Here is a 26,112-nt window from a genome sequence, read left to right on the forward strand (position 1 = left end):
GTCCTGAATCACGGGTATGCATCGGTCCCGGCTGGAACGTTCTGCGACCCGGCCTCCACCGAAAGATGGAGGACTTCGGCCCGCCCGGCGCGTCTTGGCGTATTATTTTCTCTATTGCGCATTCCAGGATCATCATGAAACGCAGAATCGGATTCCTGTTCCCGCCCGGCTTCCAGGCGCTCGACCTGATGGCCACCACCGTGTTCGAGATCGCCAACGGTCTCGACGGCGGGCCGTTCTATGACATGACCATGCTGTCGGAGCACGGCGGCGTGCTCTCCAGCTCGTCCGGCGTCGGCGTGTTCACCGAAGCTTTCGACCGGCGCGACTACGACACCCTGATCGTGGCCGGCATCATGACCCCGGTCGGCTTCAAGTCGAGCGCGCCCTTCCTGAACTTCCTGCGCGAAGCCAGCGCGGCCTCGCGCCGCACCGCCAGCATCTGCACCGGCGCCTTCATCCTGGCCGAGGCCGGCCTGATCGACGGCCGCCGCGCCACCACCCACTGGGCCCTGGCGCGCGACCTGCAGCGCGCCTGTCCGAAGTCGCGCATCGAGGAAGACCGCATCTACATCAACGACGGTCGCGTGTGGACCTCGGCCGGCATGACCGCCTGCATCGACCTGTGCCTGGCGATGGTGGAGGAAGACCTGGGCAAGGACGCGTCGAAGCACATCGCGCGCCACATGGTGGTCTACCACCGCCGCAGCGGCGGCCAGTCGCAGTTCTCGGCCCTGCTCGAGCTGGAGCCGAAATCGGACCGCATCCAGCAGGCGCTCACCTACGCCAAGAGCCACCTGCGGCGGCCGCTGTCGGTCGACGAGCTGGCCGAGGCGGCCAACCTCAGCACGCGCCAGTTCAGCCGCAGCTTCCGCCTCGAGACCGGGCAATCGCCGGCGCGCGCGATCGAGGTGCTGCGGGTCGAGGCGGCGCGCGCCATGATCGAGACCAGCAACCACTCGATCGACGTGGTCGCGCGCGAGACGGGCTTTGCCGACCCCGAGCGCATGCGGCGCGCGTTCCTGCGCGCCTTCGGCCAGCCGCCGCAGGCGATCAAGCGCGCGGCGCGCGAGCAGGCGCTCTAGGCCCAGGCGCAGACGGATCAATCGTCGCGCAGCGCGCGCCGGTAGCCGATCGCCTCGGCCACGTGCTTCGACCGCACGTCGTCCACGTCCGCCAGGTCGGCGATCGTGCGCGCCACCTTGAGCACGCGGTGGTAGGCCCGCGCCGACCAATGCAGGTGCCGGGCGGCATCGTGCAGCAGCCGGCGCCCGGCTTCGTCGGGCGCGCAGTGGCGATCGATCGCGCCCGGCCCCAGCTGGCTGTTGGGCCGCCCCTGGCGCGCGAGCTGGCGCGCATGGGCCCGCGCCACCCGCTGCGCGATGCTCGCGCTCGGTTCGCCATCGGCCTGCGCGCCCATGCTGTCCGGCGCCATGGCCGCCACCGGCAGCTGGAGGTCGATGCGGTCGAGCAGCGGCCCGGAGATGCGTCCCTGGTAGCGCAGCACGGCGTCCGGCGTGCAACGGCACTTGCCGCTGGCGTGGCCCAGCCAGCCGCAGGGGCAGGGATTCATCGCCGCGATCAGCTGGAAGCGCGCGGGAAAATCTGCCTGGTGGGCCGCGCGCGAGATCGTGATCGATCCCGACTCCAGCGGCTCGCGCAGCACTTCCAGCACGCGGCGCTCGAACTCGGGCAGCTCGTCGAGAAACAGTACCCCGTGATGCGCCAGCGACACCTCGCCCGGCCGCGGCAGGTTGCCGCCGCCGACCAGGGCCACGCCGGACGTCGTGTGATGCGGACTGCGAAACGGCCGCTGGCGCCAACGTTCGGGCGCGAAGCCGCCGGCCAGCGATTGCACGGCGGCCGACTCGAGCGCCTCGGCCTCGCTCATCTGCGGCAGCAGGCCGGGCAGGCGCGCCGCCAGCATGCTCTTGCCCGCGCCCGGCGGGCCGACCAGCAGCACGGAATGAGTCCCGGCTGCCGCCACCTCGAGCGCGCGCTTGGCATGCTGCTGGCCCTTGACCTCGGCGAAGTCGGGATAGGAAGGCAGCCGCGTCAGGCCGGGGCCATGGTGGCGCGCCAGCTTCGGCGCGTCGGGCGCATTGGCGAAGTGGGCGCAGACCTCGAGCAAGGTGCGCGCCGGGTAGATGGCGGCTGCCTCGACCAGGGCCGCTTCGTCGGCATTGGCCAGCGGCAGGATGAAGGCGCGCATTTCGTCGTCGCGCATCTCGTCCTTACCTGAGCGCGCCATCGCGAACGCCATCGCCAGCGCGCCGCGCACCGGGCGCAGCTCACCCGACAGCGACAGTTCTCCCGCAAATTCGTAGCGGTGCAGCGCATCGTCGCGGATCTGGCGCGAGGCGGCCAGGATGCCCAGCGCGATCGGCAGGTCGAAGCGGCCCGATTCTTTCGGCAGGTCGGCGGGCGCCAGGTTGATCGTGATGCGGCGCGCCGGGATATCGAAGCCGGAATTCTGCAGCGCCGCGCGCACGCGGTCTTTCGCTTCGCGCACTTCGGTATCGGGCAGGCCGACGATGGCTATGCCGGGTAGACCGTTGGCCAGGTGGACCTCGACGTTGACGGCGGGCGCTTCCATGCCAGAGAGGGCGCGGCTTCTGAGGACGGCGAGACTCATAGACTCTGATCGACGAGTAGAGATTCGCTAGATACTGAAGGGGCGGTGAAGCTGAGTCTTGCGATTTACCAAACGTACGAGTTCGGCGAACTTAGACTATTCACATCCCTAAGAACAACCTAAATGCTCATACAATGCACTTACTTGCTTGTCCTGACAGAAAAGCCCGCTTGCGCGGGCTTAATGAGTTACCTAGGGAGGCGCTGATCAATTCATCCGCACTACGTGTCACAGGGTCTGCTCATCTGCGATAATTTTGGCTCCTCCAACGTCACGGTGTCGATCATGCAGAAGAGCTTCTCTGACCTTGAATACGCGAGCAAGAAGAAGCTGACGCGGCGCGACCGCTTCCTTGCAGAGATCGAAAAGATCACGCCGTGGAAGCAGCTGCAGCAGGCAATCGAACCGTTTTATCCCAAGGTCGTCGGTGCTGGCCGCCCGCCAATCGGCTTGGCACGCATGCTGAGGATGTACGTGGCCCAACAGTGTTTCGGCTTGTCGGATGAGGGCATTGAAGACGCGATTTATGACAGCCAGGCCATCCGCGCTTTCGTTGGCATCGACCTCAATCGGGAGTCCGCGCCGGACGCGACGACGCTCCTTAAATTTCGCCATCTGCTCGAAGCCAAGGGACTCACCAAGAAGATCTTCGACACGATCAACGGCCATCTTGCCGAGAAGGGTTTGATGATGCGTGAGGGGACCATCGTGGACGCCACGCTGATCGCTGCGCCACCTTCGACCAAGAACAAGGACGGGAAGCGCGACCCAGAAATGCACCAGTCGAAGAAGGGCAACGACTGGCATTTTGGGATGAAGGCGCACGTGGGCGTGGACGCCGCGTCGGGCCTGGTGCATACCGTCATCGGCACTGCCGGCAACGTCTCCGACGTTACGCAAGCGGGCTCGCTGTTGCACGGTGATGAATCTGCTGCGCTTGGCGATGCAGGCTACCAAGGTGTCGAAAAGCGCGCAGAGAATCTCGGCAAATCGGTGACCTGGCACGTGGCGATGAAGCGCTCCAAGCGCAAGGCGCTGCCCAAGAACAAGCTCGGCCGCATGCTCGAAAAACTGGAGCATCTCAAGGCGAGCGTGCGGGCGAAAGTTGAGCATCCGTTCCATGTCATCAAGAACCTGTTCCGCCATCGGAAGACACGCTATCGCGGCTTGGCCAAGAACACCGCTCAGCTCTTTACCTTGTTCGGCTTCGCCAATCTGGTGCTGGCCGGACGGCGATTTACGATCACAGAAACCCGAAGTGCGTCCTGAGTGCCGAAAGGCGCAAGGAAAACTGCCAATTCGCTGAAAAGTTCGCCGTAGCGGCGTCAAGAAACCTATCGCAACGTGCGAGGCGACCACGTCACCAAAAACTGCGGATGCGCCGAAAAATCGTTAATTGATCAGCGCTTCCCTAGGGCAAGAGGTCAAGGACAAGAGATTATCTGTCCAACGCCCATTAGCATGAGTTCGCAAATACGCAGGGCGGCCCGCTGGTTCTACCACGCCTACATCTGCACGGTTACCATATCGATCCATCACATAGAATGTGTTCGCATTAGATTTAATCCACGCGACAACTTCGGCAACCGTATTGCGCCATACCGCTCCATTTCCTACATGAGTGATGTATTCATGTCCGCCATCGGAATGGGAAAGATTAATGCATGTGATCTGGCAATCAGCCATTGTATGTCCTCGCTGTGATTGATAAATATCGTCACTTGTGACGAAAAAACGTTGAGTTTTTTAAACATACTGGCTTAGAATGGGACTCTGATTGGTGCACAAGTGCACTGTTCAGAGTCCTTGTCTAAGCCTAACTACCCTAATAAGGTGGTATGGGTTTTAGCCATACATGATCCCTGCCTATCCAGCCCAACATTGCTGGTTATGTAACCGCGCCCAGCGGCTAGGGTCAATCCTCCGGAACGACCAGTGCCTCTCACAACACTGGTCGCTTCCACCCAACTCCCGCGCTTTTTTGCTGATCATACGTACAGTGCTTGCGAGAGCATTAATGCGAACTCTACAGACGAATTTCTGAGTTTGCCAGTTTTTTTTGAAATTTTTGGTGATTTTTTTTGGGCATCAAGTCTTGACATTCTCACAGCCTCAATAGATCCGGGATTTGCAGGTTTGTGAGTGCTAACTATTGCTTTCCGATAGTAGCCATCGCGTTCATTTTCTTCTTCACCTCTAGCATTCGCTTGTATGCAATTCGCATAAAAGACATGGTGTAGGTAGCGACATTAGTCTTCTATTCCCATATTTCTACCGTCTGTCACAATCATCTGGCATTGCACTCCACTAACGCTGCATTATCTAGGAGGAAACATCTACCCGCATCTTATGCAGGTAGAGTCGATCAGAAACCGTTAAGGAGTCACCGCCGATGTTATCGATCAAGCAGCTCAACAAGACGTATGCCAATGGCGTGAAGGCCATCAACGATGTCAGTCTCGAGATCCCGAACGGCATGTTCGGCCTGCTCGGACCGAACGGCGCCGGCAAGTCCTCGTTGATGCGCACCATCGCCACCCTGCAGGACCCCGACAGCGGCAGCATCCATTTCCACGGCCTCGACGTGCTGAAGGACAAGGAGAGCCTGCGCCGCCAGCTCGGCTACCTGCCGCAGGACTTCGGGGTCTATCCGAAAGTCAGCGCCGAAAAGCTGCTGAACCACTTCGCCGTCCTGAAAGGCCTGACCGCGAAGGGCGAGCGCAGGGAGATCGTCGAAGCCCTGCTGCACCAGACCAATCTGTGGGAAGCGCGCAAGCGCGGCCTGGGCACCTATTCGGGCGGCATGCGCCAGCGCTTCGGCATCGCCCAGGCGCTGCTCGGCGCGCCGCGCCTGGTGATCGTCGACGAGCCGACCGCCGGCCTCGATCCCGACGAGCGCAACCGCTTCCTGAACCTGCTGGCCAAGATCGGCGAGCAGGTGGTGGTCATCCTGTCGACCCATATCGTCGAGGACGTGACCGACCTGTGTCCGCGCATGGCCATGATCGCCAAGGGCACGGTGCTGCTGCAGGGCGAGCCGCAGGCCGCGATCGACACCCTGAAAAGCCGCGTGTGGCGCCGCACCGTCACCCAGGAAGCGCTGCCCGGATACCAGGAGCGCTTCAACGTGCTGTCCACCCGCCTGGTGGCGGGCCGGCCGCAGATCAACGTCTATGCCGAGTCGCAGCCGGACGACGGTTTTGTCAGCGTCGAGCCGGACCTGGAAGACGTCTACTTCCTGCAGATCCGCAATGCCAGCCGCGGGGCTGGACAGGCGGCGTCGGCCCAGGCTGCGCCGGTGACGGCGTGAGGAGGGCGGCATGCTGAGAGAATTCTTCAAGTTCGAGCTGGACTTCCAGCTGCGCCAGCCCCTGCTGTGGGTGTGCGCGCTGATCTTCGGCGCGCTGGCCTTCGGCGCCACCACCAGCGATGCGATCCAGGTCGGCGGCAGCATCGGCAACGTCAACCGCAATGCGCCGACCGTGGTCGCGCAGCTGCTCGGCATCTTCAGCCTGATGTCGATGTTCGTCGTCACCATCTTCATCGCCGGCGGCGTGCTGCGCGACGCCGAAGTCGGCATCTCCGACATGCTGTTCGCCACGCCGATGAAAAAGCGCGACTACCTGATCGGCCGCTTCGCCGCCGGCCTGGTGGCCTGCCTGCTCATCTTCGCCATGATCGTGCTCGGCACGATGCTCGGTCCCCTGATGCCGTGGATCGATGTCCAGCGGGTCGGCCCATTCCCCGGCGCGGCCTACCTGTGGGCGCTGGGCGTGCTGGTCGTGCCCAACCTGTTCTTCATCGGCGCCTTGCTGATGCTGCTGGCCGCCACCACGCGCTCGATCATGATGGTGTACGTCGGCGTGATGGCTTTCTTCGTGCTGTGGATCGTCGCCGGCAGCTTCACCTCGAACATCGACAACGAGTGGATCGCCGTGCTGGCCGATCCCTTCGGCCTGCGCGCGCTCGGCCGCGCCACGCGCTACTTCTCGACCGCCGAATCGAATGCCGGCCTGCCCGACATTGGCGGCTACATGCTGGCCAACCGCCTGCTGTGGAGCGCCGTGGCGCTGGTGCTGGTCGGCCTGACCCTGGCCCTGTTCAAGCCGCAGCGCGCCGGCACCGGCAAGCGCCTGTTCGGCAAGGTCAAAACGCAGGCCGCGCAGGCCTTCGTGCCGGTGACGGTGGCCCTGCCGCGCGTCGCGCCGCGGTTTACCGGCGCCACGCGCTGGGCCCAGTGCTGGCACATCTTCGCCTTCGACGCCGTCGCGGTGTTCAGAAGCGTGCCATTCCTCGTGCTGCTGCTGTTCGGCGTGCTGAACATGGTCGGCAGTGCGAGCGTGCTGGACGAGATGTTCGGCACCGACGTCTATCCGCGCACGCACCTGATGATCGAACTGCTGAAAGGGTCGTTCAACTTCCTCCTGATTGTCATCGTCACCTTCTATGCGGGCGAGTTGATCTTCAAGGAACGCCAGGCCAGGATCGCCGACGTGAGCGACGCCATGCCGGCGCCGAACTGGGCGCCGCTGGTCGCCAAGAGCCTGGCGCTGGTGGGCGTGGTGCTGGTGTTCCTGTTCGCCGGGATCCTGACCGCGATCGCCATCCAGCTGTTCCGGGGCGGGGCGCCGGTCGAATTCGGGGTGTACGTCCAGGGCGTGTTCATGGCCGGCCTGCCGTTCGTCCTGATGGCGCTGATCGCCATCGTGCTGCAGGTCGTCACCAACAACAAATTCATCGGCTACCTGCTGGTGATCGTCCTCCTGATCGCGCAGATCGTCCTGTCGGTGATGCACTTCGATCACAATCTGTACAACATCGCGCTGCTGCCCGAGACGCCGTATTCGGACATGAACGGCTTCGGCCATTTCGTCACGGGCTGGGCCTGGTTCGCGCTGTACTGGACCCTGTTCTGCCTGGCGGCGCTGATCGTGGCCCAGGCCTTCTGGGTGCGCGGCCTGTCGGTCGCGTGGCGTGCGCGGGTGCGCGAAGCGGGCCGCCGCCTGCGCGGAGGCGCCGGCGTGGCGCTGGCGCTGTGCACGATCGCCTTCGCCCTGGTTGGCGGCTGGATCTTCCATAACACCGTGACCCTGGGCGGCTACGAAGCCAAGAACGTGAGCATGGACAAGCAGGCCCGGTACGAGAAGAACTACCGCCAGTACAAGGACTTGCCGCATCCGAAGGTTATCGACGTGCGCGCCGCGGTCGACATCTATCCGGAGCAGCGCCGCGTGACGGTCAAGGGCAGCTACGTCCTGGAGAACAAGACCGACAAGCCGCTCGACACCCTGCGCCTGCAGTTCAATCCCGACGTCGTCACGACCCTGGGCAAGCTGCCGCCGCACCAGGTGGTGCTGGACGACACCGAATCGGGCTTCAGGATCCTGAAGCTGGCCGCACCCCTGGCGCCGGGCGCGCGCCTGCCGCTCGACTTCACGATCGATGCGCATCGCCAGGGCTTCTCGAATTCGGGCAAGGCCGACACCTTCAACCTCAACGGCACGTTCTTCAACAACCACGAGTTCTTCCCGATGCTCGGCTACCAGGCCGACTACGAGCTGCTAGAGCGCAACGAGCGCCGCAAGCGCGGGCTGGGCGAGCCGCAGCGCATGGCCAAGCTCGAGGACGAGGCGGCGCGCGTCGACTCCATGTTCGGCGGCGGCGCGGACTGGATCGGCTTCGAGACCACGGTGTCGACCAGCGGCGACCAGATCGCGCTGGCGCCGGGCTACCTGCAAAGATCGTGGAAGGAGAACGGCCGCAACTACTACCATTACAAGATGGACCAGAAGATGATGCCGTTCTTCGCCTACCTGTCGGCGCGCTGGCAGGTGAAGAAGGGCGACTGGAACGGCATCCCGATCGAGATCTACCACGACGCCAAGCACGGCTACAACGTGGACCGGATGATCGAGGCCACCCGCAAGTCGCTGGACTACTTCACCACCGAGTTCACGCCGTACCAGCACAAGCAGGTGCGCATCCTGGAGTTCCCCAACTACCAGGCCTTCGCCCAGTCGTTCGCGAACACGATCCCGTTCTCGGAGTCGATCGGCTTCATCGCCGACCTGCGCGACAAGGAAGACATCGACTACGTGTTCTATGTGACGGCCCACGAGATGGCGCACCAGTGGTGGGGCCACCAGGTCACCGCCGCCAACGTGCAGGGCTCGAGCATGCTGATCGAATCGCTGTCGCAGTACTCGGCGCTGATGGTGATGGAGAAGGAGTACGGGCGCCACCAGATGCGCCGATTCCTGCGCTACGAGCTCGATCGCTACCTGCGTTCGCGCGGCGGCGAGGTGATCGAAGAGCTGCCGCTCATGCGCGTGGAAAACCAGGATTACATCCACTACCGCAAGGGCAGCCTGATCTTCTACCGCCTGCGCGACGAGATCGGCGAACAGGCGCTGAACCGCGCGCTCAAGCGCTTCCTCGAAGACAAGGGCTACCAGGAGTCGCCGTTCACCACCTCGAAGGAGCTGCTCGACTACATCCGCGCCGAGGCGCCGCTTGATAAGCACGCCCTGATCTCGGACATGTTCGAGAAAATCGTGTTCTACGATAACCGCGTGACGCAGGCGACGGCGAAGAAGCGCCCGGATGGCCAATGGGACGTGACGATGACGCTGCACCTGGCCAAGATGGAGGCCGACGGCAAGGGCAAGGAAACCGCGCGCGCCTACGACGAGCCGGTGGAGATCGGCGTGTTCGCCCGCGCCGCAGGGGCCAGGGAAGCCGACGAAAAAGTGCTGCTCCTGGAGAAGCGCGTGCTGTCCGGCGCCAATCCGGTGGTGACGGTCACGGTGAAGGAGCAGCCGTTCGAGGTGGGCGTCGATCCCTACAACAAGATGATCGACCGCGTGTCGCGCGACAACCGCAAGGAGGTCGGTATCGAGTGATCCGGGGCGAACATGCCGCCATGGTCCGGCCGTTCGGCCAGGCCATGGCGGGGGAGGCGACGCGTGGACGGCAAACGCGGCATACTGGAACTTCTTCGTTCTTTCGCCGCTCATGATGAAACCTGTCGTCGCTGCCTTTCTGCTCGCCATCCTGCCGCTGTCGTCCCTCGCCGCGCCGGCCCCCGCCGCGCGCCAGGAGATCGCGCACCTGATCGGCTACCTGACCGCGTCCGGTTGCAGCTTCCAGCGCAACGGCAGCTGGCACGACGCCGCGCAAGCGGCGAAACACCTCCAGCGCAAATACGACTACCTGCTCAAGCGCGACCTGGTCGCCTCGAGCGAGGATTTCATCGCGCGCGCCGCCAGCGAAAGCAGCCTCAGCGGCAAGCCCTACCTGGTCCGCTGCGGCGGCAATGCGCCGGTCGCCAGCGCAGCCTGGCTCAAGGCCGAGCTGGCGAAGTATCGCGCCGCGCGCCCATCCCGCTGAGTTCGCGCATCCGAAGAATTCGGCTGGCGCGCAACGATCGTCACCATGGGTATCCCCACCGCATTGACTCGTGCATAACTTTCGTGTGAGGATTTGTTCTATATTAAATAGCAACACTATCTGACTGCGGAAGCGGTACCGGTCGCCACGGAAAGGGCCGGGTCCCGACGAGAGGAAATGCAATGCTGGCTAAGAGCTGGGCATGGTGGGTGCCGGTATTGCTATTGGGCGCATGGAATGGCGCCGCACATGCCACCCAGACCGATCCGATCGCACGGCTGGTGCACCAGGAGCGCTATCAAGAGGCGAACAGTGCGATCCAGGCCAGGCTGGCGCGCGACGCCACCGATCCGACGGCACTGGCCGCGTCGGTCGACGTGCGCATCGCCCGGGGCGAGCCGGACGACTTGCCGCAGGCGCGCGCCGCGGCCGAGCGCTGCGTCGGGGCCAATCCGGACAGCAGTCTCTGCGCCGAAGCGCTGGGAAACGTCATGCTGGCGCAGTCGCGCGCCGGCGGCCTGGTCGCGTTCGTGCGCAATGCGCATGCCACGCGCGATACCCTGGAGCGCGCGCTGCGCTTCGATCCGATGAATTACCGCGCCCGCGTGACGCTGATGAGCTTTTATCTGGACGCGCCGTTCTTCCTGGGCGGCAGCGAGGTGCGCGCACGCGAACTGGCCACCGAAGCGCGCCGCCTCGACCCCGACCTGACCCGGCTGATGCGCGCCATGTGCGCTTTCGACGAGGGGAAACTGGACGAGGCCGAGCAGCACATCCTGGCGGCCGACCTGACGCAGTATGCACTGGTGCAGGGCAGCGAGCGCGAGCTGCTGCTGGCCCTGGCCAGCACCCACCTCGACGCCGGCCGCCATGCGCAGAGCGTCCGGCTGTTCCAGGAACTGAACCGCCGGCTGCCGTCCGGCGAGCATGGACTTTACGGACTGGCGCAAGTGGCGCGCGCCCAGGGGCGGCTGGCCGACGCCGCGCTGCAGCTGGAGAGGGCGGCAGCGATCGCCCCCAAGCCCTATGTCTACAAGACGCTGGGCGAAGTCTACGAAGCGCGCCGCGACCGGCCGCGGGCGATCGCGGCCTACCAGGCGGCGCTGGCGGGCGTTCCGCCGCTCGCGCGGCGCGAGAAGAGGCAGGTGACGGCGCAGCTGGCGCAGTTGCAGCGGCGCTGATGGCCGACCGGAGGATGGCGAATTACGCTTCGATTCACGCTTCGATTCACGCTTCGATTCACGCGACGATCAGCGGATTCTTGGTAAGCGCCACCGCCAGGATGTAGGCGAAGCAGGCCAGCGCGGCGACGAAAGCGAGGGCGCGCACCTGGCGCGTGCGGCCGCGCCTGAGCGCCACCGTGCCCAGGCCGATGTAGGCGACCAGGGCCAGCAGCTTGGCCGTCAGCCACGGCGATTGGCCCGGATACTGGCCGCTCCATACCGCCAGGCCGATGGCGCTGGCCAGCAGCAGGGTGTCGATCGCATGCGGCGCGATCTTCACCCAGCGCTGCTCCAGGCGCTTCGATGCGGCCAGCATCCACAGGCCGCGGACGAGGAACAGGGCGCCGCTCACCACGGCGAAGGTCATGTGGATATGCTTGAGGGCGTAATAACTCATCGTTGGGTCGGGTTGGTTGCGACCCCGGCAGTATGCCCGAACCCGGCCCGCGGGCGCGACTGTTCAAAGGACCGGTCAGCCGCACTCGCCGACGTAGTGGCACGACGCGCAGCGCGAACACCCGTCGACCTTGCGCAGCGCCAGCGCGCCGCATTCCGGGCATTTGGCGCCGTTCAGGACGGGCAGCGGCTCGGCCGGCGTCTCCTCCTGCAAGCGCGGCCCTGGCGCGGCGTCGTGCATGCGCCGTTCGAAGCTGCGCGCGAGCGCGTCCACCGGCACCTGGTTGCCCTGCTCGTCGAGGAAGCCGCGCCGCGTCAGGATCCGCTGCAGCATGAAGGCGATCGCCGCGACTTCGGAGTCGTGGTACACCGGCACCTGCACGCCGTCGTCGCGCACGATGTGGCCGCAGCGCACCGGGCCTTTTTCCCATACCACTTCGCGCATGTCGGCCAGCGCCCGCGCGATTGGACCGCCGGCGCGCGCCACCATCGACAGCAGCCGCATCGAGGCCGTGATCCACTGGTGGCCGCCGGTGCGCTGGTTGGCCGGCATGAAGAATTCGAAAGGACGCTCGACCGTCACCTGGCGGCCTTCCCACACGCCTTCGGCGCGCAGGAAGCTCACCGTCAGGTAGACGGTCTTGCGGCCTTCCTGGGTCGAGTACTCGATCTTCGACGTCACCGATTCCAGCTCGCCGAGCGGACGGTGCTCGAAGCGCCTGCGCAGCGGGTCGTCGTCCGCCACCGGCGCGGCCGATGCGTCGTCCGCTGCCGGCGCGGTCGACAACACACTCCCCAGCACCGCGTTGGGGCGATAGGTCGCCAGCCCCTTCAGGCCGGCGCGCCAGGCTTCCAGGTACAGGTCGCGGAAGTCGTCATAGGGATAATCCTCGGGCACGTTGACGGTCTTGGAGATCGCGGTGTCGATGAAGGGCTGGACCGCCTCCACCATGCGCAGGTGGTCCAGCGCGCGCATCTCGAGCGCGGTGACGAAGCTTGGGGGCAAGGGGGCGTCGCCGCGCAGCTGGCGGTACAGGCGCCAGGCGTGGTCGCACACCTCGTAGCTGCGCGTGCCGCCGTCCGCCGTGCGCTTCCTGCGCTGGTAGGTCCAGGAATAGGGCGGCTCGATGCCGTTCGAGGCATTGTCGGCGAAGGCCAGCGAAATGGTGCCGGTCGGCGCGATCGACAGCAGGTGCGAGTTGCGGATGCCGTGCTTGCGGATGCCGTCGCGCAGCGCCTCGGGCAGGCGCAGGGCGAACTGTCCGCGCAGGTACTGGTCGGCGTCGAACAGCGGGAAGGCGCCTTTTTCGCGCGCCAGTTCGATCGAGGCCGCGTAGGCCGCGTCGCGCAGCTCGCTGGCGATGCGCGCCGCCATGGCCCGGCCCGGGTCGGCGTCGTAGCGCAGGCCCAGCATCGCCAGCGCGCTGCCCAGCCCCAGGAAGCCCAGGCCGACGCGGCGCTTGGCGCGCGCCTCGTCGGCCTGCTGCGGCAGCGGCCATCGGGTGGCGTCCAGCACCAGGTCGAGCATGCGCACCGCGACGGTCGCCACCTTGCGCAGGCGCTCGAAGTCCAGCCGCGCATCCAGGGTGAACGGCGCGTCGATGAAGGCGGTGAGATTCAGCGAGCCGAGATCGCAGCAGCCATACGGCGGCAGCGGCTGCTCGCCGCAGGGATTGGTGGCGCGCAGTTCCTCGGCATACCAGAGGTTGTTCTCGGCATTCATGCGGTCGACGAACAGCACGCCCGGCTCGGCGTGGTCGTAGGTCGAGACCATGATGCGCTCCCACAGGTCGCGCGCACGCACGCTGCGGTAGACCCACAGGCCGTCTTCGCGGCGGTGGCCGCCGGCCGCCTGCTCTTCGTCGCCCGGCTCGGCCGCGTGCACCAGCGCGAACGCCTCGTCCGCCTCGACCGCGCGCATGAAGGCGTCGGTCACGCCGACCGAGATATTGAAGTTGGTGAGACGGCCCGTGTCCTTGGCCGCGATGAAGCGCTCGATGTCGGGATGGTCGATGCGCAGCACGCCCATCTGGGCGCCGCGCCGGGCGCCGGCCGACTCCACCGTGCGGCATGAGGCGTCGAACACTTCCATGTACGACACCGGGCCGGAAGCGCGCGAGGCGGTGCCGGCCACCTTGCTGCCCAGCGGGCGGATCGCGGAAAAATCGTAGCCGACCCCGCCGCCGCGGCGCATGGTCTCGGCGGCTTCGCTGAGCGCGGTATAGATGCCGGGCAGGCCGTCGCTGGCGCCGGAGATCGAGTCGCCCACCGGCTGGACGAAACAGTTGATGAGGGTGGCCGACAGGCCAAGGCCGGCGGCGGACGCAATCCGGCCGGCGGGAATGAAGCCCTGTTGCTGGGCCTCCAGGTAACGGCGCTCGCAGTCGGCGCGCTGTGCTGCCGGCTCGAGGGCGGCCAGGGCGCGTGCGATGCGCCGCTGCACGTCCCCGATCGTGCGTTCGTCGCCGCGCGCGTATTTTTCGCGCAGCACGTCCAGCGACACTTCCTGCGCGGGCAGGGCGCCGGCTGGTGCTTCTGGTGCATTCATGCCGGTCGCCCTATCCATGAATGCACCCGCCATCAGGGTTTGTTGATCGGCGTGTCGCCCGATTTGTCGAGATGCGGCGGCAGCACGATGGTCGGATCTTCGGGCTGGGCAGGGAATGGCGCGGTGGCCGACGGCGCCGCGCCTGGCGGCGGGGTGGTCGACGTGGACGATGCCGAGGTGGAGGCGCCGGAAGCGAGGCGGGCTTCGAGCTCGATCACGCGCAGCTCGAGCGCTTCGAGCTTGGCGCGGGTCTTGGCCAGCACCTGGGCCTGGATGTCGAATTCCTCGCGCGTTACCAGGTCGAGCTTGGCGAAGCCCGAGGTCATCGCGGCCTTGACGTTGCGCTCGATGTCCTTGGCCGGACCACTTTCGAGTGCCTGGTTGATCTTGCCCTGCAAGTCGCTGAAGAAGTTGCTGTTGTTCATGTCCCTATCCCTTTCTGCCGGGTTGTATGCACCAAGTCGGTGCAAACGAGCCTGATTTGGTGCGTCACGCAACACGGCGGACGCCGCTCGCGCTCGGTTGTATTGAAGCAAATCGTATGTGGGGCGTGTTTACCAAAAAAACAAGGCCATTTTGCGCGCTTTTATGAGCTGGCACACATCCTGCTAAATGAAAGAGGAATAACGCATGAAAAAAGGATTCCGAACGCAGTAACTGTCAAAGGGGGTTTGTCATGAAGTGCAATGCAAAAATCAACGCAATCAGTCTGGCGATTCTGGCTTTCACCAGCGTCCCGGCCATGGCACAGGAACAACCCGCCGAACATCAGGTGAGCTACAACGTGGCCCTCACCAGCGACTACCGTTACCGCGGCCTGTCGCAAACCGATTCCGACCCCGCGCTGTCCGGCGGCGTCGACTACGTGCACAGCCCAACCGGCTTTTACGTAGGCACCTGGCTCTCCACCATCAAGTGGACGAAAGACCTGGGTGGCGACGGCAATATTGAATGGGATGTGTATGCCGGCAAGCGTGGCCAGTTGACCGACGAGGTCAGCTACGACGTCGGCGGCCTGTATTACTGGTATCCGGATAACAGCCTGGATCCGAACGCAAATACGTTTGAAATTTACGGCAAGCTCGGCTTCGGGCCCGCATATATCAAGTATTCGCACTCGACGACCAATCTGTTCGGCACCGCCGACAGCAAGCGCAGCGGTTACCTGGACGTGGGCGCCGACATCGACGTCGGCAACGGCTTCCTGTTGAACCTGCACGTTGGCCGCCAGCGCGTGAAGAACAACAGCCCGGCGTCGTACACCGACTACAAGGTCGGCGTGACGAAGGACTTCGGGGTCGCCACCGTGGCCCTGGCCTGGCACAAGGCGAATACCGATGCCTACCTGAGTCCGGAAGGCAAGAACCTGGGCAAGTCAGCCGCCGTGCTGTCCGTGTCAAAAACTTTTTGATAGCAAAAGAGGCAATACCATGAAAATGATTACCGCCATCATCAAGCCCTTCAAGCTCGACGAGGTGCGTGAAGCGCTGTCGGAAATCAACGTACAAGGCATGACGGTGACCGAAGTGAAGGGTTTCGGTCGCCAGAAGGGTCACACCGAGCTGTACCGTGGCGCCGAGTACGTCGTCGACTTCCTGCCCAAGATCAAGATCGAAGCTGCCGTCGACGATGCCGTCGTCGACCAGGTGATCGACGCGATCCAGGGCGCCGCCCGCACCGGCAAGATCGGTGACGGCAAGATCTTCGTGGCCGACCTGAATCAGGTCATCCGTATCCGCACCGGCGAGACCGGCAACGACGCACTGTAAGAAGGAAAGTGTTCATGAAGCATATAACGACAAAAATCCTGACCGCCATGCTGGGCCTGGGCCTGGCCCTCCCGGCCATGGCGGCGCCGTCCATCAACAAGGGGGATACCGCCTGGATGTTCGTCGCCACGCTGCTGGTGATCATGATGGTGATCCCGGGCCTGGCGCTGTTCTACGGCGGCATGGTACGCGCCAAGAACATGTTGTCGGTCCTGATGCAGGTCATGATGGTGTTTTCGCTGATCATCGTGCTGTGGTGCCTGTACGGCTACTCGCTGGCCTTCACCGGCAACAACGCCTTCATCGGCGGCTTCGACCGTGCCTTCCTGCAAGGCATCTGGGACCCGGTCGCCGGCACGTTCTCGATGGGCGCCACCTTCACCAAGGAGGTGATGATCCCCGAGTTCATCTTCGTCGCCTTCCAGGGCACCTTCGCCGCCATCACCTGCGCGCTGATCGTCGGTTCCTTCGCCGAGCGCGCGCGCTTCGCGGCGGTGCTGGCCTTCGTGGTGATCTGGTTCACGTTCGCCTACCTGCCGATGGCGCACATGGTCTGGTTCTGGGCCGGCCCTGACGCGATTACCGACGCCGCCTCGCTGGCCACCGTCACCGCCGGCGCCGGCTACCTGTGGCAGCAGGGCGCGCTCGACTTCGCGGGCGGCACCGTGGTGCACATCAATTCCGCGGTCGCCGGCCTGGTCGGCGCCTACGTGATCGGCAAGCGCGTCGGCTACGGCAAGGAATCGATGGCCCCGCACTCGCTGCCGATGACGATGGTCGGCGCTTCGCTGCTGTGGGTCGGCTGGTTCGGCTTCAACGCCGGTTCGGCGCTCGAAGCGGGCGACATCGCGGCGCTGGCCTTCATCAACACCCTGCTGGCGACCGCCGCCGCCACCGTCTCGTGGGCGGCCGGCGAGTGGATCTTCAAGCGCAAGCCATCGATGCTGGGCGCCGCCTCGGGCGCCATCTCGGGCCTGGTGGCGATCACCCCGGGCGCCGGTTTCGTGGGGCCGATGGGCGCCTTGGTCATGGGCCTGCTGGCTGGTATCATCTGCCTGTGGGGCGTGACCGGCCTGAAGCGCATGCTGCGCGCCGACGATTCGCTCGACGTGTTCGGCGTGCACGGCGTGGGCGGCATCCTGGGCGCGCTGCTGACCGGCGTGTTCGCGGCGCCGTCGCTGGGCGGCCAGGGCGTGTGGGATTACACGACCAATGCCATGAACACCAGCTATTCGATCGGCAGCCAGGTGCTGGTGCAGGCGCACGGCGTGGTCGTGACCATCGTCTGGTCGGCCATCGTCGCCTTCATCGCCTTCAAGCTGGTCGACATCGTGATCGGCCTGCGCGTGCCTGAAGACGAAGAGCGCGAGGGCCTGGACATCACCAGCCACGGCGAATCGGCGTACCGTTACTGATATCCCCGGATATCGGTCAGAAAGGCGCCTGCGGGCGCCTTTTTTGCGTTCTTGGCAACACCTCTTTAAAAAGGGCCAGGCACCCCCATATGAGATACCCGATTAAGTAAACAACAAGAAGCGCATAACAAGGACGTCCTCTACATGGTTCCGCACCTCGCCACAGCCCAGACCGGTCCTCTGCTGGACCTGGAAAAGAAAATCCTCGAAGCCACCCCCGCCATCGAGCGCTGGTTCCGGCTCGAGTGGCAGGAGCATACGCCGCCGTTCTATTGCTCGGTCGACCTGCGTAACGCCGGGTACAAGCTGGCGCCGGTCGACACCAACCTGTTCCCGGGCGGCTTCAACAACCTGCCGACCGAAATGCTGCCGCTGACGGTGCAGGCCGCCATGGCCGCGATCGACAAGTATTGCCCGGACGCACGCAACCTGATCCTGGTGCCCGAGACGCATACGCGCAATCCGATGTACCTGCAGAACGTGGCGCGCCTGATGCAGATCTTCCGCCAGACCGGGCTGCACGTGCGCCTGGGCTCGTTCTCGCCGGACGTCACCGAACCGACCCCGTTGGCCCTGCCTGACGGCAATATGCTGGTGGTCGAGCCGCTGGTGCGTTCGCCCAACGGCCGCCGCGTCGGCCTGGCCGATTTCGATCCCTGCACCATCCTGCTCAACAACGATCTGTCGGGCGGCATTCCGGCCATCCTCGAGAACGTGCACGAGCAGTCGCTGCTGCCGCCGCTGCATGCCGGCTGGGCGCTGCGCCGCAAGAGCAACCACCTGAAGGCGTTCGACGAGGTGGCCAAGAAGTTCGGCAAGCTGATCGACATCGATCCGTGGCTGGTCAATCCGCTGCACAGCAAGTGCGGCGAAGTCGACCTGCGCGAGAACGTCGGCACCGAGGCCCTGGCCGACAACGTCTCGGCGCTGTTCTCGAAGATCAAGAAGAAATACAAGGAATACGGCATGAAGGAGCGCAAGCCCTTCGTGATCCTGAAGCCCGACGCCGGCACCTACGGCATGGGCGTGATGACCATCAAGGATGCGAGCGAAGTGCGCGACCTGACCCCGGCCCAGCGCGCGCGCATGTCGGTGATCAAGGATGGCGTGGCAGTGACCGACCTGATCATCCAGGAAGGCGTGCCCACCTTCGAATCGATCGACGACGCCGTGGCCGAGCCGGTGGTGTACATGATCGACCGCTACGTGGTGGGCGGCTTCTATCGCGTGCACGCCGAGCGCGGCATCGACCAGAACCTGAACTCGCCGGGCTCGCAATACGTGCCGCTGGCCTTCGCCCAGCAGCATGCGGTGCCGGACCTGAAGGCCAAGCCGGGCACGGCGGCGCCGAACCGCTTCTATGTGTATGGCGTGGTGGCGCGACTGGGCATGCTGGCGGCGTCGCTGGAAATGGAACGCACGGATCCGAATCCGGAAGTCTATTGACGGTAGCGGGGAGGGCGGCCGCTGCCGCCCGTTCTTGACTGACGGGCTCCCCGGCTGATCTTCATTCTTCCTTGCGCACCACGTACATGAAATGCGAGCGCAGCACCGGCGCCAGCGCCGTCAGCAACTCGGACACCATGTAGGGCGCCACCGCCAGCAGCCGGTGGATCGGCGGCGCCAGCACCAGGCTGCGGTAGCGCTGCTCTGTGCCCGGCCACCACGCTTGCAGCTCGGCGCGGGTGACCTTGCGCACGTTGCGGTTGCGTGGGTTGTCGTAGCGGAAATCGAACACGAGGCACCAGCCCCCCGGGCGCAGCGTGCGCCACATCTGGGCGGCCAGTTCGCGCCGCAGGACGGGATCGAGCACCGAGGAAAGCACCGTTTGCGCCGTGACGAGGTCGTAGCTGGCCGGCGGCAGCGCGTCGAGCGCGCCCAGGTGCCAGCGTACGCCGTGGGCGGTGCAGCGCCGCGCATGGTCGAGCCGGTCTTTTTGCAGCTCGGTGCCGGTGAGCTTGGCCGGCGTGGCGCCCCAGTCGATCATCTGGCGCAGGAAACCGCCAGTGCCGCAGCCGACGTCCAGCACTTGCACGCTCGATAAATCGGAGCCAACCGTGTTGGAGAGCAGGTCGGCAAAACCGCGCGAACGCGCCGCCACCTGCTGCAGGATCTCGGGCCGGTGCCAGGCGTAGCGCGCCAGCGCGGCGCCGCCATGCCAGTTGCGGTAGACATCTTCGATGCGCTCCTGCTCGGCCTGTTGGCTTGGTTGGGTATCCATGCCCTCATGTTCTCGCGCGATCGTATTGACACGATTGAGCTGTCTCAGTCGCGTCGCGTGATACCTGACAAATTGCTGCAGTGCATTTCCAGCTGTCGGCGGATGAGGGCCTGGTCCGCGAGTTTCCACGATTCGGGCTAAAATCAGGCATTACTTCGAATGGACGCCCCATGAAAATCGCCTTTCTCGCCGACCCTCTGTCCGGATTCAAGATCTACAAGGATTCGACCTTCGCCATGATGCGCGAGGCGGCGCGGCGCGGCCATGCCATCTACCATTTCGAGCAGCGCGACATGGTGCTCGAAGAAGGCGTCGTCAGCGCGCGCGTGGCGCAGATCCATCTCACCGGCGACGCCGACGAGTGGTACCGCCTTGACCCCGCCGCCGACGTCAAGTTGTCCGAATTCGACGCCATCATCGAGCGCAAGGATCCGCCGTTCGACATGGAATACGTGTACGGCACCTATCTGCTGGAACTGGCCGAGCGCCAGGGCGCGCGCGTGATCAACAGCCCGCGCGCGATCCGCGACCACAACGAGAAGCTGGCCATCGGCCAGTTCAGCGAACACACCTCGCCGACCATCGTCACCTCGGATGCGGCGCGCCTGCGCGCCTTCCACGCGAAACACGGCGACGTCATCTTCAAGCCGCTCGACGGCATGGGCGGCGCCGGCATCTTCCGCGTCAAGAGCGATGGCCTGAACCTGGGGTCGATCATCGAGACCCTCACCGACAACGGCCGCAACACCATCATGGCCCAGAAGTTCATTCCGGCCATCGAGAAGGGCGACAAGCGCGTGCTGGTCATCGGCGGCAAGCCGGTGCCGTTCGTGCTGGCGCGCATCCCGCAAGGCGGCGAAGTGCGCGGCAACCTGGCCGCCGGCGGCCTGGGCGTGGCCCAGCCGATCAGCCCGCGCGAGCGCGAGATCGCCGAGGCCCTGGGCCCGGTGCTGGCCGAGCGCGGCCTGTTGCTGGTAGGATTAGACGTGATCGGCGACTTCCTCACCGAAGTCAATGTGACCAGCCCGACCTGTTTCCAGGAGATTCATGACCAGGCCGGATTCGACGTGGCCGCGATGTTCATCGACGCGGTCGAACAAAAGGTGAACGAATAACATCATGGTAGGCATCCTGCTCCTGACCCACGCGCCGCTGGGCCAGGCATTCATCGCGGCGGTGGCGCACGTGTTCCGCGGCCCGACCGAGCGCTTCGAGGCGATCGACGTGGCCGCCGACCAGGACATACGCGAGGTCAACGGCCTCGCCAAGGAGGCGATCGCGCGCCTCGACGAAGGCGACGGTGTGCTGGTGATCACCGACGTCAAGGGCGGCACGCCGTCCAATTGCTGCAACTCGCTGGCCGACGCCGGCCACGTGGAAGTCATCGCCGGCATCAGCCTGCCGATGCTGCTGCGGGCGATCACGTATCGGCGCGACACGCTCGACGTCGTGGTCGAGATGGCGCTGGCGGGCGCCCAGAACGGCGCGGTGCGGGTGGATAACCGGATTCGGGTGGGGTAGGGATTGCCGTAGCGGTAGCGGTGCAGGCGCCGGGGGGCGCGATTCGACAAGTACAACGATAAAGCGAATATGATTCAACAAGAACTCGAGATCATCAACAAGCTGGGCCTGCATGCCCGCGCATCCGCCAAATTCACGCAGCTGGCCGCCAAGTACCAGAGCGACGTCTGGCTCACCCGCAACGGACGCCGCATCAACGCCAAGTCGATCATGGGCGTCATGATGCTGGCCGCCGGCAAGGGCGCCAAGGTGACCCTGGAAGCCGACGGCAAGGACGAGGAAGCCGCGGTCGCGGCCCTGTCCGCCCTGGTCAACGACAAGTTCGGCGAAGGCGAGTAATGCCGCGTGAAGCGGCATCTCGTTCAGGAGACGTCAGCATGGCCTCCTTCCTTCTCCATGGCATACCGGTCTCGCGCGGGATCGCGATCGGCCGCGCCCACCTGCTCACCCCGGCCGCGCTCGACGTCAAGCACTACCTGGTCGCCGACGACCAGGTGGAAAACGAAGTGCGCCGCCTGCAGGACGCGATCGCCGCCGTGCACCGCAACCTGCAGGAACTGTGGACCGACCTGCCCAAGGACGCCCCCACCGAGCTGGGCGCCTTCATCGACGTCCACGCCCTGATCCTGTCCGATCCGATGGTGTCGGAAGCGCCGCTCGATATCATCCGCGCGCGCCACTACAACGCCGAATGGGCGCTGGTGACCCAGATCGACGACCTGTCGGCCCAGTTCGACGAGATCGAGGACGAATACCTGCGCGAGCGCAAGCACGACATCCAGCAGGTGGCCGAGCGGGTACTGAAGGTCTTGACCGGCACCGCGCTGAACGTGCCGCCGATCGTGATCGACGACGACCAGCCGCCGCCGCAGATGATCGTGGTCGCCCACGACATTTCGCCGGCCGACATGCTGGCCTTCCGCGACCGCGATGGCGGACCGCGCACCTTCATCGGCTTCGTCACCGACGTCGGCGGCCAGAACTCGCACACCGCGATCGTCGCGCGCAGCCTCGACATCCCGGCCGTGGTGGGCATGGACCAGGCCTCGCGCCTGGTCGAGCAGGATGACTGGGTGATCGTCGACGGCGACGCCGGCGTGGTGATCTGCAATCCGAGCCAGCTGGTGCTGGAGCAGTACCGCGAGCGCCAGACGGCGCTGGCCAAGGCGCGCAAACGCCTGCTCAAGCTCAAGAAGACCCCGGCCGTCACCCAGGACGGCACCGCCATCACGCTGCTGGCCAATATCGAGCTGCCCGACGATTGCCCGGCCGCGCTCGAGGCGGGCGCCAACGGCGTCGGCCTGTTCCGCTCCGAATTCCTGTTCATGGGCCGCGGCCCGCAGGGCCTGCAGATTCCGGGCGAGGACGAACAGTTCGAGCAGTACCGCAAGGCGGTGCTGGCGATGAAGGGCCGCCCGGTGACGATCCGCACGCTCGACGTCGGCGCCGACAAGCCGCTCGACCAGACCGATCAGACCGCGCTCAATCCGGCGCTGGGCCTGCGCGCGATCCGCTACTGCCTGGCCGAGCCGCAGATGTTCCTGACCCAGCTGCGGGCCATCCTGAGGGCGTCCGCCTTCGGCAAGGTGAGGATCCTGATCCCGATGCTGGCGCATGCCTTCGAGATCGACCAGACCCTGAACATGATCGAACAGGCCAAGGCCGAGCTGCGTCTTGAAAACATCAAATTCGACGAGGGCATCGAGGTCGGCGCCATGATCGAGATCCCGGCCGCGGCGCTGGCGCTGCCGCTGTTCGTGCGGCGCATGGATTTCCTGTCGATCGGCACCAATGACCTCATCCAGTATCTGCTGGCGATCGACCGGGTCGATTACGAGGTGGCGCACCTGTATAATCCGCTGCACCCGGCCGTATTGCAGCTGATCGCCTCGACCATCGCCACCGGCCACAAGGCCGGTCTGGACGTGGCGGTATGCGGCGAGATGGCCGGCGACGTCAAGCTCACCCGCCTGTTGCTGGGCATGGGCTTGCGCGAATTCTCGATGCATCCGGCGCAGCTGCTGGCGGTGAAACAAGAAATCTTGAACACCGACCTGGGCGCGGTCACCACCCGTACCCGGCGCATCCTGCGCGCGATCGAGCCGGGCGAGATCGCCAGCGCGGTCGAGCAGCTGCAAGCCCTCTGACGTTGTGGCGACGGCCAGGCCCCGGCCGTCGCGAGCACCACCATCGCACCACCCAACACTTTTGAATACCTCCATGGGATCTCTTGGAATAGTCACACCGCAGGCGATGCATTTCGCCGAGCCCTTGCTGTTGCAAAGCGGCGCCCAGCTCGGCGACTACACGCTGATGTATGAAACCTATGGCACGCTCAACGCCGACAAGTCGAACGCGGTGCTGATCTGCCACGCGCTGAACGCCTCGCACCACGTGGCCGGCCACTACTCCACGCCGAAAAGCGCCGGCTGGTGGGACAATATGGTCGGACCGGGCAAGCCGGTCGACACCGACCGCTTCTTCGTCATCGGCATCAACAACCTCGGATCCTGCTTCGGCTCGACCGGCCCGATGCACGTCAATCCCGCCACCGGCAAGCCGTATGGCGCCGCCTTCCCGCTGGTGACGGTGGAAGACTGGGTGGCGGCCCAGGCGCGCCTGGCCGATCGCCTCGGCATCGAACAATTCGCCGCCGTGATGGGCGGCTCGCTGGGCGGCATGCAGGCCCTGTCGTGGAGCATCATGTTCCCCGAACGCCTGCGCCACTGCATTGTGATCGCCTCGACGCCCAAGCTGTCGGCCCAGAACATCGCCTTCAACGACGTCGCGCGCCAGGCCATCCTGACCGACCCGGACTACCGCGGCGGCGACTTCTACGAGCATGGCGTGGTGCCGAAGAACGGCCTCAAGGTGGCGCGCATGATCGGCCACATCACGTATTTGTCAAACGACGACATGGCGGAAAAATTCGGGCGCAAGCTGCGCAACGCGGCCGAAACCAATGACTACAACTTCGACTTCGGCATCGACTTCGAGATCGAATCCTATCTGCGCTACCAGGGCGACAAGTTTTCGGAATACTTCGACGCCAACACCTATTTGTTGATCACCAAGGCGCTCGACTACTTCGACCCGGCGCGCGAGCATGGCGGCGACCTGACGAAGGCGCTGGCCGGCACGAAAGCCCAGTTCCTGGTCGCCTCGTTCACCACCGACTGGCGCTTCTCGCCCGAGCGCAGCCGCGAGATCGTCGAGGCCCTGATTTCGAACCGGCGCCGCGTCAGCTATGCCGAGATCGACGCGCCGCACGGTCACGACGCCTTCCTGCTCGAAGACGCGCGCTACATGAACGTGGTGCGCGCCTATGTCAACCGCATTGCGCTGGAGGTCGCATGAATTTCAACGACCTGAACACGCTGCGGCCCGACCTGGCCTTCATCGCGCACTGGGTGGGCGAGGGCGCCCACGTGCTGGACGTCGGCTGCGGCGACGGCGCCATGCTGCGCTACCTGGAGTCCGGCAAGCGCTGCAGCGGCTACGGCATCGAGATCGCCGACGACAAGGTGTTGGAAAGCACCGCGCGCGGCATCAACGTGATCCAGCACGACATGGAGAAGGGATTGGGCCTGTTCGGCGACAATACCTTCGACACCGTGCTGTGCCTGAACTCGCTGCAGATGATGCAGCACGTCGAGGCGCTGCTGCGCGACATCGTGCGGGTGGGGACCGAAGCCATCGTCTCGTTTCCCAACTTCGCCCACTGGCCGCACCGCCTGGCGCTGCTCAAGGGCCGCATGCCGATGTCGCGCTCGCTGCCCTATAAATGGTATGACACGCCCAACGTGCGCTATGCAACGATCTACGATTTCCAGGAACTGGCGGTGTCGTGCGGCCTCGAAGTGCTGGAGTGCGTGGCGCTGGCCGACGGCGAGGTCGTCAAATTCCTGCCCAACCTGCGCGGCAGCCTGGCAGTGTTTCGTCTGCGCAAGAAAATAACGCCAGCAACTTGATACGTCTTATGTGCGTTGGCGGCTTGAGCGAACGCGGCGGATACGCGATGATCCTCGCCAATCCTGCGCGGGCGTGTTGCCCGTTTTGAATAATTTCTGAGAGGATAGCGCTGCTAACAACAGCCTGTCGGTGACGAGATGATAAAACTGAAACGCCTTGCCCTTTGCCTCACCCTGATGAGCGCCACCAGCCTGGGCCTTGCCCAGGACAACAGCCAGGTGGTCCAGGACGGCATCGCGGTCAAGCCGCTGTCGCGCATGCGCGTGCTGGCGCCGGAAGAACAGGTCAACGAGGCCGCGCGCCAGCAGTACACCGAAATGGTGGGCGAGGCCAAGCAGAAGGGCGTGCTGGCGCCGGAAGGCGACCCCCAGCTCAAGCGCCTGCGCGTGATCGCCCAGCGCATCATCCCGCAGACCACGCGCTGGAATCCGGCCGCGAGCAAGTGGGAATGGCAGGTCAACCTGTTCAAGTCCGACCAGGTGAACGCCTTCTGCATGCCGGGCGGCCGCATCGGCTTCTATACCGGCATCATCAATCAGCTGAACCTGACCGACGACGAAGTGGCGGCCGTGATGGGCCACGAGATCGCGCACGCGCTGCGCGAACACGGGCGCGAGCGCCTGGCCAAGACCAATGTCACCGCGCTCGGCGCCCGCGTCGGCGGCGCGCTGCTGTCGGGGATCTTCGGCGTCGACCCCAACCTGACCGGCACCGCCGCCAACTATGCCGGCCAGTTCCTGGTACTGAAATTCTCGCGCGACGAAGAGCGCGAGGCCGACCTGGTGGGCCTGGATATCTCGTCGCGCGCCGGCTACGACCCGCGCGCCGGCATCGCGCTGTGGCGCAAGATGGCGGCGCTGAACCAGAGCGCGCCGCTCGAGATCTTCTCGACCCACCCGGGCGGCGAAACCCGCATCAAGGACATGGAAGCGCACATGAACGTGCTGCTGCCGCTGTACGCGCGCGCCAAGAACACGAGCGTGTCCAAGCTGCCGGCCTACCAGAGCACCGCCCTCAAATGAT

Annotated in this window: 22 protein-coding genes and 1 pseudogene; 17 read left to right on the top strand and 6 right to left on the bottom strand. The window is 65.0% G+C overall.

Annotation, left to right across the window (positions count from 1 at the left end; genetic code table 11):
• The first annotated feature begins 134 nt into the window (after positions 1-134).
• The gene (locus KY496_RS22260; protein WP_005671562.1) at positions 135-1,085 is read left to right on the top strand and encodes a GlxA family transcriptional regulator; all 951 of its coding nucleotides are present in this window, start codon (positions 135-137) and stop codon (positions 1,083-1,085) included.
• A gap of 17 nt (positions 1,086-1,102) precedes the next feature.
• On the opposite strand, the gene KY496_RS22265 is transcribed toward KY496_RS22260, so the two are convergent.
• Positions 1,103-2,635, bottom strand: coding sequence for a YifB family Mg chelatase-like AAA ATPase (locus KY496_RS22265; protein ID WP_219862486.1), 1,533 nt, complete (start codon positions 2,633-2,635; stop codon positions 1,103-1,105).
• A gap of 285 nt (positions 2,636-2,920) precedes the next feature.
• Here KY496_RS22265 and KY496_RS22270 point away from each other — a divergent pair, with 285 nt between their 5' ends.
• Positions 2,921-3,904 carry an IS5 family transposase gene (locus KY496_RS22270; RefSeq protein WP_219862084.1) on the top strand — a complete coding sequence of 328 codons (984 nt, stop codon included), beginning with the start codon at positions 2,921-2,923 and terminating at the stop codon, positions 3,902-3,904.
• A gap of 123 nt (positions 3,905-4,027) precedes the next feature.
• Here the strand turns inward: KY496_RS22270 and KY496_RS22275 are convergent, their stop codons facing one another.
• On the bottom strand, positions 4,028-4,321 hold the full coding sequence (locus tag KY496_RS22275; RefSeq protein WP_219862488.1) for a DUF3892 domain-containing protein: 294 nt from the start codon (positions 4,319-4,321) through the stop codon (positions 4,028-4,030).
• Between the two features lie 706 nt (positions 4,322-5,027).
• Between KY496_RS22275 and KY496_RS22280 the strand changes: the two genes are divergently transcribed.
• The 4 genes from KY496_RS22280 to KY496_RS22295 all read left to right on the top strand — a co-directional run bounded on the left by KY496_RS22280 (position 5,028) and on the right by KY496_RS22295 (position 11,205).
• Positions 5,028-5,945, top strand: a complete 918-nt coding sequence (locus KY496_RS22280) for an ABC transporter ATP-binding protein (protein ID WP_219862489.1) — start codon at positions 5,028-5,030, stop codon at positions 5,943-5,945.
• Positions 5,946-5,955: 10 nt separating this feature from the next.
• On the top strand, positions 5,956-9,537 hold the full coding sequence (locus tag KY496_RS22285) for a M1 family aminopeptidase (RefSeq protein WP_219862491.1): 3,582 nt from the start codon (positions 5,956-5,958) through the stop codon (positions 9,535-9,537).
• 112 nt (positions 9,538-9,649) lie between these two features.
• Positions 9,650-10,024, top strand: coding sequence for a DUF5329 domain-containing protein (locus KY496_RS22290; protein WP_005667779.1), 375 nt, complete (start codon positions 9,650-9,652; stop codon positions 10,022-10,024).
• A gap of 182 nt (positions 10,025-10,206) precedes the next feature.
• On the top strand, positions 10,207-11,205 hold the full coding sequence (locus tag KY496_RS22295) for a lipopolysaccharide assembly protein LapB (protein WP_219862494.1): 999 nt from the start codon (positions 10,207-10,209) through the stop codon (positions 11,203-11,205).
• Between the two features lie 58 nt (positions 11,206-11,263).
• On the opposite strand, the gene KY496_RS22300 is transcribed toward KY496_RS22295, so the two are convergent.
• The 3 genes and pseudogenes from KY496_RS22300 to KY496_RS27195 all read right to left on the bottom strand — a co-directional run.
• Positions 11,264-11,644, bottom strand: a complete 381-nt coding sequence (locus KY496_RS22300; protein ID WP_005667783.1) for a SirB2 family protein — start codon at positions 11,642-11,644, stop codon at positions 11,264-11,266.
• A 75-nt stretch (positions 11,645-11,719) separates the two neighbouring features.
• The gene (locus KY496_RS22305; protein WP_219862496.1) at positions 11,720-14,191 is read right to left on the bottom strand and encodes an adenosylcobalamin-dependent ribonucleoside-diphosphate reductase; all 2,472 of its coding nucleotides are present in this window, start codon (positions 14,189-14,191) and stop codon (positions 11,720-11,722) included.
• Positions 14,192-14,388: 197 nt separating this feature from the next.
• Positions 14,389-14,616, bottom strand: a pseudogene (locus tag KY496_RS27195) (accessory factor UbiK family protein); the annotation flags it as partial.
• 251 nt (positions 14,617-14,867) lie between these two features.
• Here KY496_RS27195 and KY496_RS22315 point away from each other — a divergent pair.
• The 4 genes from KY496_RS22315 to gshA all read left to right on the top strand — a co-directional run bounded on the left by KY496_RS22315 (position 14,868) and on the right by gshA (position 18,821).
• Positions 14,868-15,602, top strand: a complete 735-nt coding sequence (locus tag KY496_RS22315; protein ID WP_071360473.1) for a TorF family putative porin — start codon at positions 14,868-14,870, stop codon at positions 15,600-15,602.
• A gap of 19 nt (positions 15,603-15,621) precedes the next feature.
• On the top strand, positions 15,622-15,960 hold the full coding sequence (glnK, locus tag KY496_RS22320) for a P-II family nitrogen regulator (RefSeq protein ID WP_005667790.1): 339 nt from the start codon (positions 15,622-15,624) through the stop codon (positions 15,958-15,960).
• A 14-nt stretch (positions 15,961-15,974) separates the two neighbouring features.
• Positions 15,975-17,375: an ammonium transporter gene (gene amt / locus KY496_RS22325; protein ID WP_229520338.1), complete on the top strand. Its 1,401-nt coding sequence runs from the start codon at positions 15,975-15,977 to the stop codon at positions 17,373-17,375.
• Between the two features lie 144 nt (positions 17,376-17,519).
• Positions 17,520-18,821, top strand: a complete 1,302-nt coding sequence (gene gshA / locus KY496_RS22330; RefSeq protein ID WP_071360471.1) for a glutamate--cysteine ligase — start codon at positions 17,520-17,522, stop codon at positions 18,819-18,821.
• 61 nt (positions 18,822-18,882) lie between these two features.
• Here gshA and KY496_RS22335 read toward each other — a convergent pair whose 3' ends face one another.
• On the bottom strand, positions 18,883-19,596 hold the full coding sequence (locus KY496_RS22335) for a class I SAM-dependent methyltransferase (RefSeq protein ID WP_219862498.1): 714 nt from the start codon (positions 19,594-19,596) through the stop codon (positions 18,883-18,885).
• A 170-nt stretch (positions 19,597-19,766) separates the two neighbouring features.
• Here KY496_RS22335 and gshB point away from each other — a divergent pair, with 170 nt between their 5' ends.
• The 7 genes from gshB (at position 19,767) to KY496_RS22370 (ending at position 26,111) form a co-directional block, all read left to right on the top strand.
• Entirely contained in the window at positions 19,767-20,711 is a 945-nt protein-coding gene (gene gshB / locus KY496_RS22340) for a glutathione synthase (RefSeq protein WP_219862500.1), read from the top strand.
• A gap of 4 nt (positions 20,712-20,715) precedes the next feature.
• Positions 20,716-21,117 (top strand): PTS sugar transporter subunit IIA, encoded by a 402-nt coding sequence (locus tag KY496_RS22345; RefSeq protein WP_219862502.1) that lies wholly within the window; start codon positions 20,716-20,718, stop codon positions 21,115-21,117.
• 69 nt (positions 21,118-21,186) lie between these two features.
• Positions 21,187-21,456, top strand: a complete 270-nt coding sequence (locus KY496_RS22350; RefSeq protein WP_005667800.1) for an HPr family phosphocarrier protein — start codon at positions 21,187-21,189, stop codon at positions 21,454-21,456.
• 38 nt (positions 21,457-21,494) lie between these two features.
• The gene (gene ptsP / locus KY496_RS22355) at positions 21,495-23,264 is read left to right on the top strand and encodes a phosphoenolpyruvate--protein phosphotransferase (RefSeq protein ID WP_005667802.1); all 1,770 of its coding nucleotides are present in this window, start codon (positions 21,495-21,497) and stop codon (positions 23,262-23,264) included.
• 73 nt (positions 23,265-23,337) lie between these two features.
• Positions 23,338-24,474 (top strand): homoserine O-acetyltransferase, encoded by a 1,137-nt coding sequence (locus KY496_RS22360; RefSeq protein ID WP_219862503.1) that lies wholly within the window; start codon positions 23,338-23,340, stop codon positions 24,472-24,474.
• A complete protein-coding gene (gene metW, locus KY496_RS22365; RefSeq protein WP_005667805.1) occupies positions 24,471-25,088 on the top strand; it encodes a methionine biosynthesis protein MetW in 618 nt (205 codons plus the stop codon). Before KY496_RS22360 ends, metW begins: the two co-directional genes overlap by 4 nt.
• Before the next feature lie 138 nt (positions 25,089-25,226).
• A complete protein-coding gene (locus tag KY496_RS22370; protein WP_184240465.1) occupies positions 25,227-26,111 on the top strand; it encodes a M48 family metallopeptidase in 885 nt (294 codons plus the stop codon).
• The last annotated feature ends 1 nt before the right edge of the window (position 26,112 follow it).

It is taken from the genome of Massilia sp. NP310, from assembly GCF_019443485.1.
Classification (GTDB): domain Bacteria; phylum Pseudomonadota; class Gammaproteobacteria; order Burkholderiales; family Burkholderiaceae_D; genus Telluria; species Telluria timonae.

Excerpts from the sequence above, each read along its gene's own strand:
- KY496_RS22260 (WP_005671562.1), top strand. The coding sequence starts at position 135 with ATGAAACGCAGAATCGGATTCCTGTTCCCGCCCGGCTTCCAGGCGCTC.
- KY496_RS22265 (WP_219862486.1), bottom strand. The coding sequence starts at position 2,635 with ATGAGTCTCGCCGTCCTCAGAAGCCGCGCCCTCTCTGGCATGGAAGCG.
- KY496_RS22270 (WP_219862084.1), top strand. The coding sequence starts at position 2,921 with ATGCAGAAGAGCTTCTCTGACCTTGAATACGCGAGCAAGAAGAAGCTG.
- KY496_RS22275 (WP_219862488.1), bottom strand. The coding sequence starts at position 4,321 with ATGGCTGATTGCCAGATCACATGCATTAATCTTTCCCATTCCGATGGC.
- KY496_RS22280 (WP_219862489.1), top strand. The coding sequence starts at position 5,028 with ATGTTATCGATCAAGCAGCTCAACAAGACGTATGCCAATGGCGTGAAG.
- KY496_RS22285 (WP_219862491.1), top strand. The coding sequence starts at position 5,956 with ATGCTGAGAGAATTCTTCAAGTTCGAGCTGGACTTCCAGCTGCGCCAG.
- KY496_RS22290 (WP_005667779.1), top strand. The coding sequence starts at position 9,650 with ATGATGAAACCTGTCGTCGCTGCCTTTCTGCTCGCCATCCTGCCGCTG.
- KY496_RS22295 (WP_219862494.1), top strand. The coding sequence starts at position 10,207 with ATGCTGGCTAAGAGCTGGGCATGGTGGGTGCCGGTATTGCTATTGGGC.
- KY496_RS22300 (WP_005667783.1), bottom strand. The coding sequence starts at position 11,644 with ATGAGTTATTACGCCCTCAAGCATATCCACATGACCTTCGCCGTGGTG.
- KY496_RS22305 (WP_219862496.1), bottom strand. The coding sequence starts at position 14,191 with ATGAATGCACCAGAAGCACCAGCCGGCGCCCTGCCCGCGCAGGAAGTG.
- KY496_RS22315 (WP_071360473.1), top strand. The coding sequence starts at position 14,868 with ATGAAGTGCAATGCAAAAATCAACGCAATCAGTCTGGCGATTCTGGCT.
- glnK (WP_005667790.1), top strand. The coding sequence starts at position 15,622 with ATGAAAATGATTACCGCCATCATCAAGCCCTTCAAGCTCGACGAGGTG.
- amt (WP_229520338.1), top strand. The coding sequence starts at position 15,975 with ATGAAGCATATAACGACAAAAATCCTGACCGCCATGCTGGGCCTGGGC.
- gshA (WP_071360471.1), top strand. The coding sequence starts at position 17,520 with ATGGTTCCGCACCTCGCCACAGCCCAGACCGGTCCTCTGCTGGACCTG.
- KY496_RS22335 (WP_219862498.1), bottom strand. The coding sequence starts at position 19,596 with ATGGATACCCAACCAAGCCAACAGGCCGAGCAGGAGCGCATCGAAGAT.
- gshB (WP_219862500.1), top strand. The coding sequence starts at position 19,767 with ATGAAAATCGCCTTTCTCGCCGACCCTCTGTCCGGATTCAAGATCTAC.
- KY496_RS22345 (WP_219862502.1), top strand. The coding sequence starts at position 20,716 with ATGGTAGGCATCCTGCTCCTGACCCACGCGCCGCTGGGCCAGGCATTC.
- KY496_RS22350 (WP_005667800.1), top strand. The coding sequence starts at position 21,187 with ATGATTCAACAAGAACTCGAGATCATCAACAAGCTGGGCCTGCATGCC.
- ptsP (WP_005667802.1), top strand. The coding sequence starts at position 21,495 with ATGGCCTCCTTCCTTCTCCATGGCATACCGGTCTCGCGCGGGATCGCG.
- KY496_RS22360 (WP_219862503.1), top strand. The coding sequence starts at position 23,338 with ATGGGATCTCTTGGAATAGTCACACCGCAGGCGATGCATTTCGCCGAG.
- metW (WP_005667805.1), top strand. The coding sequence starts at position 24,471 with ATGAATTTCAACGACCTGAACACGCTGCGGCCCGACCTGGCCTTCATC.
- KY496_RS22370 (WP_184240465.1), top strand. The coding sequence starts at position 25,227 with ATGATAAAACTGAAACGCCTTGCCCTTTGCCTCACCCTGATGAGCGCC.